This is a genomic window from Synechococcus sp. RC10B2 (genome assembly GCF_047502635.1).
In genome coordinates this window covers 44518-60002 of the sequence record NZ_JANSHO010000078.1, presented here as the reverse complement: position 1 = coordinate 60002, position 15485 = coordinate 44518, and the positions used below count along the sequence as shown (strand labels likewise).

Here is a 15485-nt window from a genome sequence, read left to right as displayed (position 1 = left end):
GTGTTCTGAAAAGCGTAAACTACCCGACCCTGACTGCTTCGCAGTACAGGGCGGGCTTTCGGCAGCCCTGCAGTTGGCAAGCCAACCACGGACCTCTAGGCTGGTTTACGGCAGCCCCCAAAAGCGCAATCACCTTCGCACCGTTAAAATCCGCATCCCCTTCCCAACCGCAGTGCCCGCATTTGAACTGCTTACCCTTGCGATAGGATTGAGCGGAGTCGGGATGAATATGCAGGCACTTGTGGCAGATCTGCGAGGTATAGGCCGCAGGGACAGCTACCACTTTGACACCCGCCCTCACAGCCTTGTATTCGATAAACCGCCGCAGCTGGTAGAACGCCCAGCTATTGCTACGCCGCCGCTCCTCATGACTGCGGGGGTGTTGATTGGTGCGTTCTCGAATGCCGCTTAAGTCCTCAATGGCAATGCAGGCAGAAAGAGATTGAGCTGCTTTAACGATGCGCTTAGCGATACTGTGGTTCACCCAAGCTTGAAAGCGTCTCTCTTTGCCAGACAGCCGTTGCAGCAGTTGACGGCATCGCCGCCTGCAACTGCGGGTGCCCTTACTGGCCTTGCGCTGAAGAGACGCTCTTAACCGACAGTAGTGATCTCGGACTTTGCTCAGCTGCTGTCCATTCCAGTTGTCTCCTTCGGAGGTATGTGCAATGTCTCGCCGTCCCAGGTCAACCCCAATCACCTTGTCGGTGTTCTGTTGCTTGGGGGGGTCTGCCTCGACACAAACACAAATCTGGATGGAGTAGGAGCCGTCTTTGCGCTGGACTAGGGTGGCCGATTTGGGGTTAGAGCCAGCCAGCATTCCCCTCTGGTAGTTGCCAATGGCTAGCTCAAAGCGTTCTCTTCCATCAACCGTGGCAAGCGACACTGTCCAGTCTTTCTCGCGAAACGAGAAGATACGTGCATCGTAGGTAACGAACCTACGCTTGAACTCTTTAACTGGACGGTTGCGCTGTCTCGCCACTTTGCGAGCGCCTGCCACCCGTCTGCAGACCTGCTGGGCCAGATTACTGGACAAGCCAAACCGAGCGCGAATCTGGTAATAGCAAAGGGATTGGAGTTTGACTGCGTTGGCGACTTTCTCGGGTGTGTTTTGGTTGACCCAGTTCAACGCCTGCACAAAGACATCCATCGTCGCATCCAACTTTGCGGCCTGCGACTGGGACACCTTGAGTTTGCAAGCTACAGTCAGGACTTGGGTCATGGTTCTATCATAACTTCCGCATTCCTCCCGACACTGACCCTACGGGTACAGTGCGGGGCTCCTGCGATTTCTAGCTGAAATGAAATCTATTTGTAAGCTAACTGTTTGAGACTAAAAATTAGGTAGGGATCCCGCTACGGCCTGCTTCAGTTTCCCGGTAGGATGGCTAGGGTTTGGGAGAAGAGCTAGAGCGTACCTGTAGTCTAGGGTGTTGTGGTGGACAAAGGGGCAGACTTTAGCAGGGTTTAAGCACTTGTCTTTTTTTGAGGAGTGGGATCCCAATGGCAACAAGTAGCAGCATGGTGAATCGTGGCGTGTTGGCTGCAGTGCTGGCTGGGGTAGGACTCAGCCTATGGGGGGCTTGGCGTTGGCTTTGGGATCCCTGGGGCTGGGCTCAGGTAGTGGCCGGGTTGCTGCTGAGTTTGGGCAGCTTGCTCTACTGGCTCAAGACCCGCCCCGCCGATCACCTGGTGGTGGAGCCCCAAGGCTGGCGCATCAGCCGCCACACCCCCGAGCACTGGGTCATTCAAGCGGAGTTTGTGGCTCGCAACCTCAACCCCCTTTTGGAAGTCACCTTGGCCCAGGTGGAGCCGCGACTGCATTTGCTCAGCGCCGGATCCCTAGAAGGCATTCACAACCGCCTACGCCTGCGCTCTCGCCATCCGGATCTTCCCCCCCGCCAAGACAACTACTGGCAGGCCTACATCATCACCCCCCAGAACCAGACTGGCCTAGAAGTCGAGATCGAGCTGAAGGGGGAAGGGCTGGCCCATTTGCGCTCGGCCTGGCTGGAGTTGGACTACATCCAGTACGGGCGGCAACGGCGCACCCTGAAGACCAGCCACCTGATCCTGCCCTTGCAGGAAGTGGAGCCCTTGCCAGAGCTGAACTGGCAGAAGCAGGGATCCCTCCTTTGGGCCGCCGTTCCCACCCATCTGCTGACCCCCAGCGATGACTTGGCCGAGGTGCTGCAGCGGTACGTGAGCCCTCACGTCCAGCCTGGGGATGTGGTGGCTATTTCCGAGAGTGCCGTGGCCATTGTGCAGGGCAACTTTCGCCATCCTCTCCAAGTCCAACCCGGCTGGCTGGCACGCACCCTGTGCTACTTCTTCCCCTCCAAGACCAGTCTTTCAAGCTGCTACGGGATGCAGACTTTGATCGACTGCTCCGGGGCCTGGCGGGTGCTGGCGGCCTTTGTGGTAGGATCCCTGGCCAAATTGCTGGGGATCCGCGGAGCCTTCTACGCCCTGGCGGGGGAGCAGGCGGCCTTGATCGACGATGTCACCGGCACTTTGCCCCCCTACGACCAGTTCATCGTCTTGGGGCCGCGGGATCCGGCCAAGCTGGTGGCCGAGCTCCATGCCCAGACCGGCTACGAGGTGGCCATTGTCGATGCCAACGATCTAGGCGAAGTAAGCGTTCTGGCAACCAGCCCTGGCGTGGAGGAGGAGCTGGTGGAGCAGGCGCTGCGCAAGAACCCAGCCGGCAATGCGGCAGAGCAAACGCCGATTGTGCTCATCCGGAAGCGGCTGCCGGCATAGAGTTCGTCTGAGACTTGAGAACCTGCATCGCCTGGTGGGTCGACAAGAAGAAGCGCTCGGCGCCCACTTTCTCCACAAACCCAGCCCTTTTGAGGCGATCCATCACCGGCCCCTTCACCTCGGCCAGGGCAAAGCCCACCCCCATTTGCTGCAGACGTTCTACCAACTGGGCCAGGGCCTCCAAAGCGCTGCCGTCGACGAAGTTAATGGCGCTGGCCACCAGCAGCACCTGTTCCACTGCTGGCCGCGCTGCTACCTCCTGCAGGATGGACTCCTGCAGGTAGGCCGCGTTGGCAAAAAACAGGCTTTCATCCACCCGCACCGCCAAGATGCGCGGATCGGTAATCACCTCATGGCGCAGCACGTTGCGGTAGTGCTCGGTGCCCGGCACCTGGCCAACAATGGCGATGTGGGGACGGCTGGCCCGCCAAAGAAAGAGCAGGATGGAAACCAGCACCCCCAGCCCAATCCCCGGCTCCACCCCGATCCCCAACACGCTGGCAAAGGTGACCAGCCAAACCAAGGCATCGCCGCGGTCGTAGCGCCAGCTCTGCAGCAAGGGGTGAAAATCCACCAACCCCAACACGGCTACCAAAACAATAGCTGCCAAGGTCGTCTGGGGCAGGAAGGTAAACAGGGGCATCAGCCAGATCACGGCCAGGGCTATCAGGGATCCCGTGACCACCGAGGCCAGGCCGCTGTTGGCCCCGGCCTGAGCGTTAACCACCGAGCGGCTGATCCCACCGGTTACCGGGTAGCCACCACTCACGGCTGCCGCCAGGTTGGCCACCCCCAGGGCCACCAGATCCTGGTTGGGATCCACTTTCTGGCGCCGCTGGCTGGCCAGCGACTGCCCCACCGCATAGCTTTCTGTAAAGCCCACCGAGCTAATGGCCAAGGCTGTGGGCAGCAAAGCTCGCCACTCTGGCCAGCTCAGCCAAGGGAAGGTCAGGGGGGGCAAACCCGCCGGAATGGATCCCACCACCGCCACTCCTGATCTTTCCGAGAGGTTCAACCCCCACACCAGCAGCGTGGTCAGGAAGACGGCTCCCAGCGGCGCGCCCTTGGTGAGAAGTAGGCCCCAGAGGGGTGGGATCCCCCAGCGGCGCAGTTGCGCTGGGAGCTTCCGCTGGGCGTACACCAAGAGGGCGATGGATAACAGCCCCAGCCCCAGGGTGGCCCAGTTGACTCCCTCCAAGCTCTGCCAGAGCCGTTGCAGCAGCAGCCAGAAGGACTCGGTGTTGGCGATCTTCACCCCCAGCAGATGGCGGAGCTGGCTGAAGGCGATGATCAAGGCTGCCGCGCTGCCGAAGGCCGTTACCACTGAGTGGCTCAAGAAATTGGCCAAAAACCCCAGCCGCAGCAGACCTACCCCTACTTGGATCAAGCCCGCTTCCAGGGCCAAGCCCAGCGCCAGCCGGCCATACTCCGGGCTGCCCGGCTCCGCCAGCGGCTCCAAGCCCGCGGCCACCAGCAGGGAGATGATGGCCACCGGCCCCACCGACAAAGCCCGGCTGGATCCCAGAAAGCCGTAGGCGATCACCGGCAGGATGCTGGCGTAGAGGCCCGCCTGGGGAGGCAGCCCGGCCAGCAGCGCGTAGGCCATGCTCTGGGGCACTAGAAGAGTGGCTGTAACCAGTCCGGCAATGAGATCCCCCGGCAGATCCTCTCGCCGATAGCGAAGCCACCACAAGGAATCCTTGGCAAAGGGCAGGTAGCGCGCCCAGATCCCCTGCTTTGTAGAAGAGGCGGACGGGATCTCGCTGCTCATAGCGTCTGACCTCGGTTCCAGGGCATGCGGGCCAACAGCAGCGCCAGGCCGCAGGTGTTGGTGATCCCGGCAAACACCAGCCCGGCTCCCACAAAGCCGCTCAACACCAGCCAGGCCGGATGGACAAAAGCTCCCAGCAGGGTGCCGGCCACCACCAGGGATCCCGCCGCAATTTGAACCTGCCGCATCAGCGAGATGGGGGCGTTGCGGGTGCGGGTGGTGGGCAGCTTGGCGGCCTTCCAGGCTTCGATCCCGCCCTTTAGGCTCATCGCTTCCGGCCAGCCGTACTCCAGCAACTGACAGCCGGCGCGGATGGAGCGGCTGCCCATGCGGCACTGCAACACCACCGGTTTTTCCGGCGTCGAGGCGGGCACCTTGGCCGGATCAAAGCTAGACAGAGGCATGTTGATCGCCCCTGGGATCCGCTCATCGGCATATTCTCCCGGCTCCCGCACGTCGATGAGCTGTACCCGCCCTTGATCCAGCCACTGCTTTAAGGTCAGGGCGTCGATCTCCTTGAGACGGGGATCCCGTTCCTGCTGAGCGGAAGGCGTAGGATTTTGTCGGGCTACAGTCATTGGTTTCCTCCTCGGGTAACTAACCTTCTTCCTCAAGCAACCTGCTGGGCTCGCCGGGGTAAAACTGGCTATCCAGGATTTGCTCGGGAGCGTAAGGACACGTCTTGGGAAAAGTCTTTCTGGGCAGCTTGGTCTCTTCCAGGGCTAGCTGCAGCGCCCTCAAGTAAGACTTGGAGATGGCCTCCGGCAAATAGGGCCTCAAGCTGGGGTTTTCTTCCAATAGATCCAGAACTTCCTGTCGCTGCACCTGTAGGGTAAGAAGCCAGCTTACAGATCTAGCCTGCGGCTGATACTCCCATTTCAGAAGGTGCCCCACCAAAACCCCTAGCCGGTTGCGCAGCTCTTGCCGCTGTTGCCTGCCCAACGATTCCATCTCCTCAATCAAATGGGGCAGGTCTAGCTTCTCCCAGGCCCGCTCCCGCAGCAGTTGGGCTTGTTGCTGCGTCCAAGCATAGAAATCCCTCTCATAGAGATTTTGGGGTTCCACTCTCAACCCTCCTGACGGGCTGCCTGAGAGAAGTCTACCCAGCGCCAAGCCTTGCGGCCTCCCCCTAAACCGCGGCTGCTGCCACTTGGCCGCACTGCTCGTTGGCCGGCACCGCCTCCTGAATCTTCTTGGGCTGAGGTAGGTTGAGGCTGTTCATCAGGGCGATGAAGCTCTCCCGCGAACGCAAATTTCCGGTCTCCGGATCCACAAAGCGGGGGTTCCAGCGCTTCTCTTCGCCAATAGTGGAGACGGTGTGCCCCCGGTAGTCATGGCCGGGATAGACCAACGTCTCGTCCGGCAGGGTAAACAGGTGCTGGGTAACATGGTCATACATCAGGCCGGGATCCCCGCTCTGGAAATCCGTGCGCCCACAGCCGCGAATGAGCAGGGCATCGCCGGTAAGAACGCGATCCCCATTGACGCGATAGGTCATGTGGCTGTCGGTGTGGCCCAGGGTGGCGATGGCCTCGATGACAATGGATCCCACCTGCAGCGTTTCCCCATGGCCGATAAAGCGATCCGCACATTGCGCCTTGGCCTGAACCGGCACCACCCCTTGGCAGCCGGTCAGCTCGCGCAGCTTGCCAGTGCCGGTGATGTGATCGGCGTGGACGTGGGTTTCCAAGCAGTACTTCAAGGTCAGACCCAGCTCTCGAATTAACTTCAAGTCCCGCTCCACCTGCTCCAAAACGGGATCCACCAGAGCTGCCTCGCGGGTGTCTGGGTCTGCGATTAAATAGGTGTAGGTGCTCGTCTCGGTGTCGAACAGTTGGCGAAATAGCATGCTGCCCTCCTGTCTGTTGGCAAAACCCGAACGCGATCCAATTCGGGCCTCTAGATCTACTGTATAACTATTTAGTGTTAAAATCAAGCCAGCGCATCCCTCAAGACAGGCTATGGATTGGGACGAGCTCGTGAAAGGTGGCAAAGACGAGTGCCAGTTGACTCTGACGCCGGAAGTGCTGACCAGCGTAGCGGATTACTTCAAGGTTTTGGCGGAGCCCAGCCGGCTGCAGATCCTGTGTCAGTTGCGCTCGGGACCCAAGAACGTCACCCAGATCTTAGAGGCCACCGGCATGGGCCAGGCCAACGTTTCCAAACATCTCAAGATCTTGGCGCAGGCAGGGATCGTCAGCCGCGAGCCCAGGGGCGTGAGCGTCTACTACCAAATTGCCGATCCCATCTGCTTTGAGCTGTGCGAGGTGGTGTGCAAGCAGTTGATCGAGCGGCTCAAGCAGCAAGCCCGGCAATTGCAGCCGCTGGCAGCCCTTCACTCCGGCAGGCTGAGCCGGGAAGGCTCCTGAGGGCGGGGGCGGCGCAGCATCAGGGGAAGGCTCAGCAGCCCAAACAGGGCCACCACCGCAGCCATGATCCAGACGAGAAAACGGCTGGGGCGAAAGTTGCCCGCCTCGATTTGCCGCATCACCTGGTTGTAGCGCCAGGTTGAAAGGCCAATTGTCAGGATCCCAAAGATCACCAACAGGAGGCCCAGGTTCTGGGTACTCAAGAGGCCGTGGCTCGGGGAGGGCTGCTCGGGGGAGCTGGAAGCTTCGATCTGCTGCAGAAAGAGGCTGAAGCGGGTGAGGGCAAAACCAAAGGCAATGAGAGCCACAGAGGTGCGCAGCCAAGCCAGAAAGGTGCGCTCGTTGGCCTGGTGTTCCCGTTGGCGATCCGGGGGCAGGTTCATGGGCTGAAGGGATCCCTCAGGGGCTAATTTTAAGGCAGCGGGGATCGGGCAAGCTGGCCTTTTCCGGCTGGCGGGGGAAATAAAAGGCGGTACGCCGGCAGATCTCCACCAACATCAACATCACCGGCACCTCGATCAACACCCCTACGACGGTGGCCAGGGCGGCCCCTGAGTTCAAGCCAAACAGCACCACCGCCGTTGCAATGGCCACCTCAAAGTGGTTGCTGGCGCCGATTAAAGCTGCCGGAGCCGCATCCTCATAGCACAAGCCCAGTTTCTGGGCTGCCACATAGGTGATGCCGAAAATGAGGTTGGTTTGAACGAAAAGAGGCACTGCGATCAACAAAATGTGGAAGGGATTTTCCACAATGAGATCCCCTTTAAAAGCAAAAAGAAGCACCAACGTCACCAGCAAGGCGGCGATGGCAATGGGGTTGAGGTAGCGCAAAAAAGCTTTTTCAAACCATTCCCGGCCCTTGGTTTTGAGAATCCAATAGCGGGAGGCTGCTCCTGCAACTAACGGTAGGCCCACATAGACGGCCACCGACAGCAAAATGGTTTGCCAGGGCACCGTTAAATCGCTCATGGCCAGCAGCCAGCGGCCCAGCGGTGCGTAGAGGAAGAGCATGGTTAAAGAGTTCACCGCCACCATCACCAGGGTGTGGCCCTGGTTGCCATAGCTGAGATAGCCCCACATCAGCACCATGGCTGTACAAGGAGCAATGCCCAACAAAATGGCCCCGGCAATGTAGGAGCTGCTGAGGCTAATCTCTGTGCCGCGGATGATTTCCGTGCCGGTTATCCAAGGGGCAAACAGCCACCCCAAAAAAACTGGGCGATCACCACCATGGTAAAGGGCTTCACCAGCCAGTTCACGGCCAGGGTCAACAGCACTGGCTTGGGAGATTTCAAAGCATAGGCTGCCTGGCCGAAGTCAATTTTCACCATGATGGGATACATCATGAAAAACAGGCAGACGGCAATGGGAAGGGAGACCTGATAGAGGCTCAAGGCATCCAAAGCCTCGGCCACGCCCGGAAACCATCGCCCCAGGAGGATCCCGGCAACAATACACAGGGCCACCCAAAGGGTGAGATAGCGCTCAAAAAAGCTCAGGGAGCCGCCGCTGGGGAGAGCTTTGGGGTCAGATGCGGTTAGGGCCATGATCAAAAGCCGCGTTCCTGTGTGCTCTGTCAGGATACATCAAAACAACTTGTTTGGTATGCCCCCAACTTACCCAGAGGCGGGATCCCTCCGGAGAAAGGTAGTGGCAGCGGCGTAAAATGGAGCTGGCAAGCGGAGGAGAAGCAAAAAGTGATCAAACCCCACTCTGCCCATCTGTTGACCCCCGACTTCCGCCTCAGCTTGGCAGTGCTGGCTTTGGCGGTGCCGCTGTTGTGGCTCTCGTTTTGGCTAGGGTTGGGAGTGGGGTTGTTTGGCCTGTTTTTGCTGGTACAGACCTGTCTGATCGGGCTGGCCTTTACCCGCACGGCGCTGCAGGTCTACAGCGGCTCCCGGCGCATCCGCGAGTTCCCCTACAGCGAGTGGCAGGACTGGCAGATCTTCTGGCGGCCGGTGCCGATTTTGTTTTTCTTCCGAGAAAGCCGGAGCATTCACTTTTTGCCGATGCTCTTCAACCCGGTCGAGCTGCGCATCTGCCTGGAGGAGCGGCTAGGCCACCTGCACGCCCGACGGCAGGGATCCCCTTTCCACCCATCAGGCCGATGAGCGGTTCCGGGGGCTGGGTTTGGCAAGAGGCAGGGAGATGGCGTTGGCTGCAGTGTCAACTGCTGGCGGGGTGGCCCCATGCTTTTGGCTGTCGTCAAGCTTCCCCCTATCAACCAGCCGATATGGCCGACCAGTTGCAACTCCTCCCAGAACGAGCTGCGTGGGGCCACCAGGTGCATGGCTGTCGCTGGACGTGGGCGGATGCAGTTGTCTTCTCCCAGGGGAGGGCTTCAGGTTCTCACGTCGGGGAAGGGAGTTTCGCCCGTCCCGAAGCAGATGCCGTGATCGCCCGTCGCCCAGGGGACTCGGCCTGGGTTTGCACTGCCGACTGTGTGCCCATTTTGGTGGCCAGCCCCCACTGGGTGGCCGCAGTTCACGCCGGCTGGAGGGGGACGGCTGCCGGTATCCTGACTAAGGTGCTGCAGGCCTTTCTCCAGGGGGGGATCCCTGCCAGCCAAATCCGCATTGCCCTGGGGCCGGCCATCTCCGGGCCAGCCTACCAGGTTTCTCAGGAAGTGGCCGAGCAGGTGCTGCAGTCGCTGCCTTCAGGGGTAGACCCACAACCTGCCCTCTGGCCAGATCCTCTGCCGGGTAAGGTGCGCCTGGATCTGCGCTGGATCAACCGCGCCCAGGCCGAAGCTCAGGGGATCCCGCCGGAGCACATCGCCATCAGTCCTCATTGCACCTTTGGCCAGCCTCAGGATTTCTTTTCCTATCGCCGCGAGGGGGCCTTAGAGGATGACCAGGGCCGTCGTTGCGTGCAGTGGTCGGCGATTGGCCTGCCAAAGGCGGCTTTTGACAAATCCTAGCTGCCAAAAATAGCAGCTATAATTGCCCTCAAAACTCAACCCTATCTCGCGGGGGAGGGATCCCATGCTTTGCCGGCTTGCCCTTCGGGGGTTGGTTTGGGTGGCTTTGTCTTTCCCTTTTGCCTTTGTCGGAGAAGCCCCTGCCCAGACCTCTCTGACGGGCATCAACCGCGACAACGTACTGCAACTGAACATCGGGCCCGGACGCCGCCTGGCTCCAGGGCCCGCAAAGGGTTCCGGCTCCGAGCAAGGCCAGGATCCCACCGTTCCCTCGGCGCTGATGTGGGCAGAGTGGCATATCCGCGCCAATGTTTGTACCGGCAACCTATCTGCCGAAGAATTGGCGGAGCTGTTTCCCTTGGTCAACCAAGAGTTAGTAGATGCCGTTTGTCAAGGGGGAAGTTAGCCGGCTTGCCCAGGCAAGCGGTAAGGTGAAAAGAAAGCTCTCAGGTTGCTGCTGCATGGATTTTGAGAAGCTCTTGGAGGAATGGGTGGCAGCCTTCACCCAGGCGGCGGAAGAAAGCCTCACCGCTTTGGAAGCCGCCCTGACGGAGTTGGCGGAACACCTGGCCGCGCCTCTCCAAGAAACCCTTCGGCAGTGGGAAGCCTTCTGGAGCCTGGAGGAGGAGCCGCAGCCCGGTTCAGAGCTCGATGAGGAAACGTTCAACCCTGCTGGGGGGGAGTCCTTCAGCACCAGCCGTTTCTTCGTCAGCCCACTGGGGTTCGGGGGTGTAGTTGTTTATACTTATGTCGCTTCGCCGCCTGGCTGGATTGGGGATCCCACCTGTCGCTACAATGCCCTTTCCCCGGAGTTGCGCTGTGCCGTCAACCCCTATGGCCCCTGTGAAGGCTGCCCCCACTATGAGCCGCGAGAGCGGAGCCCTTCGCGTTAGCCGGCCTGAGGGCTTTCGCCATGCAGGGTAGCCGCCTCATTGTTGCTCTAGATACCGCTTCTTGGGAGCAGGCCCTGAAGTGGGTGGATCGCCTGCCCCAGGTGCTGTGGTGGAAGGTGGGCCTGGAGCTGTTTACGGCTGTTGGCCCTCAGATTTTGCAGGCCCTTAAGGAACGGGGCAAGCGCATTTTTCTCGATTTAAAGCTGCACGACATTCCCCACACAGTGGGGCGGGCCGCTCAGGTGGCCGTTGGTTATGGGGTGGATCTGCTCACCGTTCATGCCGCTGGCGGCAGTGCCATGTTGCGGGCAGCAGTGGCCGCCACCCAGGGCAGTTCTTGCCGGCTGTTGGCAGTTACTCTTCTCACCAGCCTTGGCCCCGACCAGGTGCGGCAGGAGTTGGGCGTTGAACGAGATCCCGGCGACTATGTGTTGCAGTTGGCGCGGCTAGCTCTGGATCAAGGCGTGAGCGGGCTGGTCTGCTCCCCCCAGGAAGTGGGACGGCTACGGCAGGCTTTGGGGCCGGAGGTGCTGCTGGTAACCCCAGGGATCCGCCTTGGGGATCCAGAAGCGGAGGACGACCAGCGGCGGGTCTGCACCCCTGCGGCAGCGCTGCGGGCGGGGGCCGATTATTTGGTGGTGGGCCGCCCCATCACGGCGGCTGCGGATCCCGTTTCGGCCTGGCAACGCTTTCAAGCTGTAGAGGAAGCGATCGGCTGAGGATTGGGGCAATGCCGTTCCTAGGCTGGTGTAGCCGGCGAAGAAGACAAGCGGGCGGGTATCTTTTCCCCCACCCCGCCCGAGGGGGGTGGCGGATAGGTTTGTCGGCGGCTTTGGGGTTGTGCTGCCTTACTGCCACAGCAGCCAGAGGAGAAGTTTGTGCTGCCGATCCGCAAACCTGGGCTGAAGCCCTGACAGAGCAGTTGCCCTTGTTTCTCAATTTGGCCTTGAGCCGCGCCCGCTCAGACTTTCAGGTGGTGTTGGTGGGCCGGCCAGAGGCCGAACTCCTCTCTGCCGAGGAGCTGGCCCAGCTTCTGCCGGATAGCCCAGCCGCCTCGGCTTCCCAAGGCTTTCGCTTGTATTTCACCACGCTGGAGCGCCGCTTGGTTCTGCCCCAGCAGCCCGAGCGGGAGGATAACCCCCTAGCCGGTCGGCGCAGCGAAACCCTGCAACTGGCTTATGAAGCTTATGTGCTGCGGGCTACACCTGGGGATCCCTGGCAACTGGTGCGCCTGCAGGTTACCGGCGCCGGTGTTCCTGTCCGCGACGTCACCGAAGGACTGACCGCCCAAGCCATTCGTCGCTGGCAGGAGGCTGGGTGTCCCTTGACGGGCGATCTAGAGTTGACTAGGCCTACCCTATGAAGTTTCCCCCCGCCATGCCTCCTCAGGGCAAACGGCTGTCTCGTCCCTCTTTTCCTCAACTGAGCCTGTCCAGGGCGGACAAACGTCGGCACCACCGCCCAGACGGGCTCAGTTGGGTGAGCCACTGGCTGCTGTGGGGAGGGATGGGGTTGCTGCTGGGTCAGCGGCTCCGCTTTGTGGGGCAACCGGCTCAGATGCTGTGGTGGCGCGCTGTGCCCATCAGTGGCCCTGAGGGATCCCTGCCCCCTGTCCAAGCGGAACTGCCTCTCTACCATTCAATTGCAAACGGGCTACTGCCCTGGCTGGCTGAGGGAACCGGGATCCCCCCCGAAGGGATCCTGCGAGCTGTCTCGGCCCTGGCCTGCCTGGTAATCCTGCTGTTGTGCTGGAGCTGGGGCAATTTCTGGAGCGCTGGCCTGTGGGGACTCAGCCCCTGGGTGCTGACCCAGGGTTTGGAGCCGGGCAACGAGATCTTGGCCAGCCTGGTCTTGTTGGTCAGCAGCGGTGTTGGACCGGGATCCCGCCTGCGCTGGGGGGGTTTGGCGCTGGCCTGTGCCTTGAGCTACAAAGTTTGGCTCTTGGCCCTGCTCTGGGGGGCGCTATGGACTAGCCAACACTGGCCGCGGCAGCGGTTGCAAGGGCTACTCTGGCTGCTGCTGGTGATTGGCCTCTCCTGGTTGCTGCGGGTCGAGCTGCCCGCCGATCCCTTCACCGGGACAGAGCGCTTTCCTACGGCGACGGTGTCCTATTCGCTCACCAGCCAAAGCGGCCTGGCTGTTCTGGCCACCTTGATGTTGCCCTTGGGGCTGGCCTTGGTGCGGCTGGGTTGGCCCTGGGCGGAACGCCAACAAACCCTGCTCAGCTTGGCTGGTTTGGGCCATGTCCTGTGGATGGGGGTGCTAGCAGCTTGGCTTTGGGATCCCCAGATGAACCTGTTGCAGCAAAGCGCCCGTTGGGGCCTGGTGGCCCTGCCCTTTTTGTGCCTGAGTGCCGGTGGCGTCTTGGCGGAGATCCCCTGCCGGGGCTGGCGACAGTTTTTGGGATCCCTGCTCTTAGCCAGCTCGTTCTTGTTATCGTGGCAAGCGTTGGCCTGAGTTCTTCTCCTGCCTTGAAGATTCGGATGCGGCCCCTCTTAGAGACCCTGTTCGCCCGGCGGGCCCAGGCGGTGATCCCGCCTCCTGTTGGCGCGGAGATCGCTGGGGCGGTGCCGGTAGTAACCAGTTTTACCTTTGGCCTGGCGGATCCGCGGTTGTTTCCCAAGGCCGACCTGGCGCGGGCGACAGCGGAGGTGTTGGCGGAAGATGGGGATGCTGCCCTCAATTACGGCGGCACCTTTGCCGGGTTGATCGAGGTGGTGCAGCAGTTGATGCGGGCCAGAGGGGTGGAGGCGCAGCCGGAAAACCTCTTGATCGGCTATGGCTCTGGGCAGATCCTTGGCCTCTTGCCCCAGGTCTTTGTGGAGCCGGGGGATGTGGTGATCGTGGAGGGGCCCACCTTCATGGGGGCGGTCAGCCGTTTTGCGGCGGCAGGGGCGCGTCTGATCTCGATCCCGGTGGATGGGGAGGGCATGGTGGTGGATCGCCTGGAAGAGGTGTTGCGCGAGCTAGCCCGCCAAGGGATCCCACCCCGCTTTATCTACACCATTCCCACCTTTCACAACCCTAGGGGCTGCACCCTCTCTTGGCCGCGGCGGCAGAAGCTGCTGCAGTTGGCGGCTGAATACGGCGTGGTGGTGGTGGAGGACGAGGCCTACTACGACCTGCGCTTTGTCGGGGATCCCTTGCCCAGTTTGGCCGCGCTGGATAAAGAGGGCTGGGTTCTGCACGTGGGCACCTTTTCCAAGATTGTGGCGCCGGGGGTGCGGGTGGGCTGGGCCTGTGGCCATCCCGAGATCATCCGCCGCTTGGAGATGTTTCGCAGCGAGGGATCCCTGGGGCCTTTTTTGGGCCGGGTGGTGGCCCGATACTGCGGGGAAGGCCGCCTAGAGAGCCACATTCAGCTTTTGATCCGCCGTTACCGAGAAAAGTGCCACCTGATGTTGGAGGCCATCGCTCAATGTTTTCCCCCTGAAGTCAAGGTGGAGGCCCCTGGGGGTGGATTCTTTATCTGGTGCGAGCTGCCCCCTCCCCTGAGTGCCAACACCTTGCTGGAGGCCACCCGAGCGCTGGGGGTAACTTTCTTGCCGGGTACCCACTGCTTTGCTGATGGCCAAGGGGATCACGCCCTGCGCCTCGCCTTCAGCTACCAACCGGAAGAGCGCATCCTCAGCGGCATCCAGATCCTCGGAGAGCAACTGTACAAACTCATGGGCCAACGATCAATATAGGAAAAAGAATCTGCTAGGGCAGCCACAAAGCGGCTCTTAACCTTCGGGGATTAGTAGGTTGGTCGCTCCAAATTGCGTTGAAACCGTTTGCCTTGATCCCCAGCTCCTTTTGTCCTTCGGGAGAGAAGTTGGGGGTGAGGGGAAAGTAAGAGGAATCGAGACAAGCTATTTCGCTGCTCTTCGGAGCAGCCATATTTGAATGGATGCAGCAGCGCTGCAAGCTCTTTGCTGTGCCGGCAGAGGAACTCTTAAAAACCTGCCACTTGCCGTCTGGGACGTCGCCCCAGCACGTTGAGGATGAAAACTCCCGCCACACCCAAACAGAGGAGCAGCGCCACCGGATTATGCACTATCGATGAGACTAAAATAGTCGTCCCTGTTAAAACCAAGGCTATGAAAAAGGTGACCACTCTCGTCATAGATCGCCCCAGGCCGCTTAGAAAAGGAAAGATGCTGAGCATCGTATGAAGGGGGACGAAGAAAGAGTCGGCCCCGATCCACATCATCAAGAATCCCACAAAGCGCAGGATCCAAGTCAGGGCATTGTGTTCGGCAGCAAGACGCTCAATGGCTGCAAATCGATCGCTGGCAAATAGCCGATAAAATCGAATGCTGCGCGGCCCCAGGTAGCTCTCTAGGCTGTTAGGGGTGGCCAAACGACCAAAGACAGTTACTTGAGTTTCGCTGTACAAGGCAGTGTACGAAGTTCGCATATCGCCAATTTGTGGATTGGCCAGGGTTCCCCGCCCCTTGAAAACATAAAAGCCTTCCACCCTAGCTGGGATCCCCGGGATCAACGTTTGGGGCTCCAGAGGAACAGCGTAGGGAGTTTCGATCTGCAAATCTTGCATTCCAATTCGGTAATTCCCAATTTGAGCCTGGCTGACTCAAAAGAGTTGGCTGGAAAAAGCCATCGGTGGGTTGACGTGCTCACTGCTGCGATAAAACCGGCTTGAATCTTCGGGGTTTTCCGTCCAGACTTTGGTGTAAGTATAGATTGTCTCTCTGACTTCCGATCCGCCAAACTCCTCTTGAGTGCGAGTTTCTTTTTCCTCTTCCCATTCCTCTTCCCAAGCATACATT

General features: G+C 60.3%; 18 protein-coding genes and 1 pseudogene. 10 read left to right on the top strand and 9 right to left on the bottom strand.

Translation table 11 applies throughout. From position 1 onward, the window contains the following. Positions 1–19: 19 nt before the first annotated feature. A complete protein-coding gene (locus tag NW855_RS12085) occupies positions 20–1219 on the bottom strand; it encodes an RNA-guided endonuclease InsQ/TnpB family protein (RefSeq protein ID WP_414508823.1) in 1200 nt (399 codons plus the stop codon). A gap of 281 nt (positions 1220–1500) precedes the next feature. Between NW855_RS12085 and NW855_RS12080 the strand changes: the two genes are divergently transcribed. Further along, entirely contained in the window at positions 1501–2760 is a 1260-nt protein-coding gene (locus NW855_RS12080) for a hypothetical protein (protein WP_414402765.1), read from the top strand. Here NW855_RS12080 and NW855_RS12075 read toward each other — a convergent pair. The 4 genes from NW855_RS12075 to NW855_RS12060 form a co-directional block, all read right to left on the bottom strand. Beyond that, on the bottom strand, positions 2735–4531 hold the full coding sequence (locus NW855_RS12075) for a SulP family inorganic anion transporter (RefSeq protein ID WP_414402764.1): 1797 nt from the start codon (positions 4529–4531) through the stop codon (positions 2735–2737). The two genes, NW855_RS12080 and NW855_RS12075, sit on opposite strands and share 26 nt — an antisense overlap. After that, positions 4528–5109 (bottom strand): rhodanese-like domain-containing protein, encoded by a 582-nt coding sequence (locus tag NW855_RS12070; protein ID WP_414402763.1) that lies wholly within the window; start codon positions 5107–5109, stop codon positions 4528–4530. The genes NW855_RS12075 and NW855_RS12070 overlap by 4 nt, the downstream gene beginning before the upstream one ends. A gap of 19 nt (positions 5110–5128) precedes the next feature. Further along, a complete protein-coding gene (locus NW855_RS12065) occupies positions 5129–5596 on the bottom strand; it encodes a DUF29 domain-containing protein (RefSeq protein WP_414402762.1) in 468 nt (155 codons plus the stop codon). Positions 5597–5660: 64 nt separating this feature from the next. Further along, on the bottom strand, positions 5661–6380 hold the full coding sequence (locus tag NW855_RS12060; protein WP_099813148.1) for an MBL fold metallo-hydrolase: 720 nt from the start codon (positions 6378–6380) through the stop codon (positions 5661–5663). 112 nt (positions 6381–6492) lie between these two features. Here NW855_RS12060 and NW855_RS12055 point away from each other — a divergent pair, with 112 nt between their 5' ends. Beyond that, the gene (locus NW855_RS12055) at positions 6493–6900 is read left to right on the top strand and encodes an ArsR/SmtB family transcription factor (protein WP_049749757.1); all 408 of its coding nucleotides are present in this window, start codon (positions 6493–6495) and stop codon (positions 6898–6900) included. On the opposite strand, the gene NW855_RS12050 is transcribed toward NW855_RS12055, so the two are convergent. From NW855_RS12050 to NW855_RS12040, 3 genes are read right to left on the bottom strand one after another with little or no spacing between them, the layout of a single operon-like run. Next, positions 6867–7283 carry a YidH family protein gene (locus NW855_RS12050; protein WP_011430549.1) on the bottom strand — a complete coding sequence of 139 codons (417 nt, stop codon included), beginning with the start codon at positions 7281–7283 and terminating at the stop codon, positions 6867–6869. The genes NW855_RS12055 and NW855_RS12050 overlap by 34 nt on opposite strands. A gap of 16 nt (positions 7284–7299) precedes the next feature. Next, the gene (arsB, locus tag NW855_RS12045) at positions 7300–8109 is read right to left on the bottom strand and encodes an ACR3 family arsenite efflux transporter (RefSeq protein ID WP_414402759.1); all 810 of its coding nucleotides are present in this window, start codon (positions 8107–8109) and stop codon (positions 7300–7302) included. Continuing rightward, a complete protein-coding gene (locus tag NW855_RS12040; protein ID WP_414402758.1) occupies positions 8082–8447 on the bottom strand; it encodes an arsenic resistance protein in 366 nt (121 codons plus the stop codon). The genes arsB and NW855_RS12040 overlap by 28 nt, the downstream gene beginning before the upstream one ends. Positions 8448–8597: 150 nt before the next feature. Between NW855_RS12040 and NW855_RS12035 the strand changes: the two genes are divergently transcribed. The 8 genes from NW855_RS12035 to NW855_RS12000 all read left to right on the top strand — a co-directional run bounded on the left by NW855_RS12035 (position 8598) and on the right by NW855_RS12000 (position 14402). Next, entirely contained in the window at positions 8598–9011 is a 414-nt protein-coding gene (locus NW855_RS12035) for a DUF3119 family protein (RefSeq protein ID WP_011430547.1), read from the top strand. Next, entirely contained in the window at positions 9008–9820 is an 813-nt protein-coding gene (gene pgeF / locus NW855_RS12030; protein WP_011430546.1) for a peptidoglycan editing factor PgeF, read from the top strand. The genes NW855_RS12035 and pgeF overlap by 4 nt, the downstream gene beginning before the upstream one ends. A gap of 64 nt (positions 9821–9884) precedes the next feature. Beyond that, entirely contained in the window at positions 9885–10226 is a 342-nt protein-coding gene (locus NW855_RS12025; protein WP_011430545.1) for a hypothetical protein, read from the top strand. Positions 10227–10281: 55 nt separating this feature from the next. Continuing rightward, positions 10282–10713: a DUF6464 family protein gene (locus tag NW855_RS12020; protein ID WP_240527863.1), complete on the top strand. Its 432-nt coding sequence runs from the start codon at positions 10282–10284 to the stop codon at positions 10711–10713. A gap of 20 nt (positions 10714–10733) precedes the next feature. Continuing rightward, complete coding sequence (gene pyrF / locus NW855_RS12015) at positions 10734–11432, top strand: orotidine-5'-phosphate decarboxylase (protein ID WP_011430543.1); 699 nt, start codon at positions 10734–10736, stop codon at positions 11430–11432. A 101-nt stretch (positions 11433–11533) separates the two neighbouring features. Then, on the top strand, positions 11534–12076 hold the full coding sequence (locus tag NW855_RS12010; protein ID WP_187147154.1) for a hypothetical protein: 543 nt from the start codon (positions 11534–11536) through the stop codon (positions 12074–12076). Continuing rightward, entirely contained in the window at positions 12073–13170 is a 1098-nt protein-coding gene (locus NW855_RS12005) for a hypothetical protein (protein ID WP_228375226.1), read from the top strand. The genes NW855_RS12010 and NW855_RS12005 overlap by 4 nt, the downstream gene beginning before the upstream one ends. Positions 13171–13196: 26 nt before the next feature. After that, on the top strand, positions 13197–14402 hold the full coding sequence (locus NW855_RS12000; RefSeq protein ID WP_414402757.1) for a PLP-dependent aminotransferase family protein: 1206 nt from the start codon (positions 13197–13199) through the stop codon (positions 14400–14402). Between the two features lie 248 nt (positions 14403–14650). Here the strand turns inward: NW855_RS12000 and NW855_RS11995 are convergent. Continuing rightward, positions 14651–15484, bottom strand: a pseudogene (locus NW855_RS11995) (TMEM43 family protein). Between the last annotated feature and the right edge of the window lies 1 nt (position 15485).

Bases quoted from the DNA above. Each gene is read 5' to 3' on its own strand.
- NW855_RS12070 (WP_414402763.1), bottom strand. From the start codon at position 5,109: ATGACTGTAGCCCGACAAAATCCTACGCCTTCCGCTCAGCAGGAACGG.
- NW855_RS12080 (WP_414402765.1), top strand. From the start codon at position 1,501: ATGGCAACAAGTAGCAGCATGGTGAATCGTGGCGTGTTGGCTGCAGTG.
- NW855_RS12005 (WP_228375226.1), top strand. From the start codon at position 12,073: ATGAAGTTTCCCCCCGCCATGCCTCCTCAGGGCAAACGGCTGTCTCGT.
- NW855_RS12025 (WP_011430545.1), top strand. From the start codon at position 9,885: ATGCTTTGCCGGCTTGCCCTTCGGGGGTTGGTTTGGGTGGCTTTGTCT.
- NW855_RS12055 (WP_049749757.1), top strand. From the start codon at position 6,493: ATGGATTGGGACGAGCTCGTGAAAGGTGGCAAAGACGAGTGCCAGTTG.
- NW855_RS12085 (WP_414508823.1), bottom strand. From the start codon at position 1,219: ATGACCCAAGTCCTGACTGTAGCTTGCAAACTCAAGGTGTCCCAGTCG.
- NW855_RS12040 (WP_414402758.1), bottom strand. From the start codon at position 8,447: ATGGCCCTAACCGCATCTGACCCCAAAGCTCTCCCCAGCGGCGGCTCC.
- NW855_RS12075 (WP_414402764.1), bottom strand. From the start codon at position 4,531: ATGAGCAGCGAGATCCCGTCCGCCTCTTCTACAAAGCAGGGGATCTGG.
- NW855_RS12060 (WP_099813148.1), bottom strand. From the start codon at position 6,380: ATGCTATTTCGCCAACTGTTCGACACCGAGACGAGCACCTACACCTAT.
- pgeF (WP_011430546.1), top strand. From the start codon at position 9,008: ATGAGCGGTTCCGGGGGCTGGGTTTGGCAAGAGGCAGGGAGATGGCGT.
- NW855_RS12020 (WP_240527863.1), top strand. From the start codon at position 10,282: ATGGATTTTGAGAAGCTCTTGGAGGAATGGGTGGCAGCCTTCACCCAG.
- NW855_RS12000 (WP_414402757.1), top strand. From the start codon at position 13,197: ATGCGGCCCCTCTTAGAGACCCTGTTCGCCCGGCGGGCCCAGGCGGTG.
- NW855_RS12050 (WP_011430549.1), bottom strand. From the start codon at position 7,283: ATGAACCTGCCCCCGGATCGCCAACGGGAACACCAGGCCAACGAGCGC.
- pyrF (WP_011430543.1), top strand. From the start codon at position 10,734: ATGCAGGGTAGCCGCCTCATTGTTGCTCTAGATACCGCTTCTTGGGAG.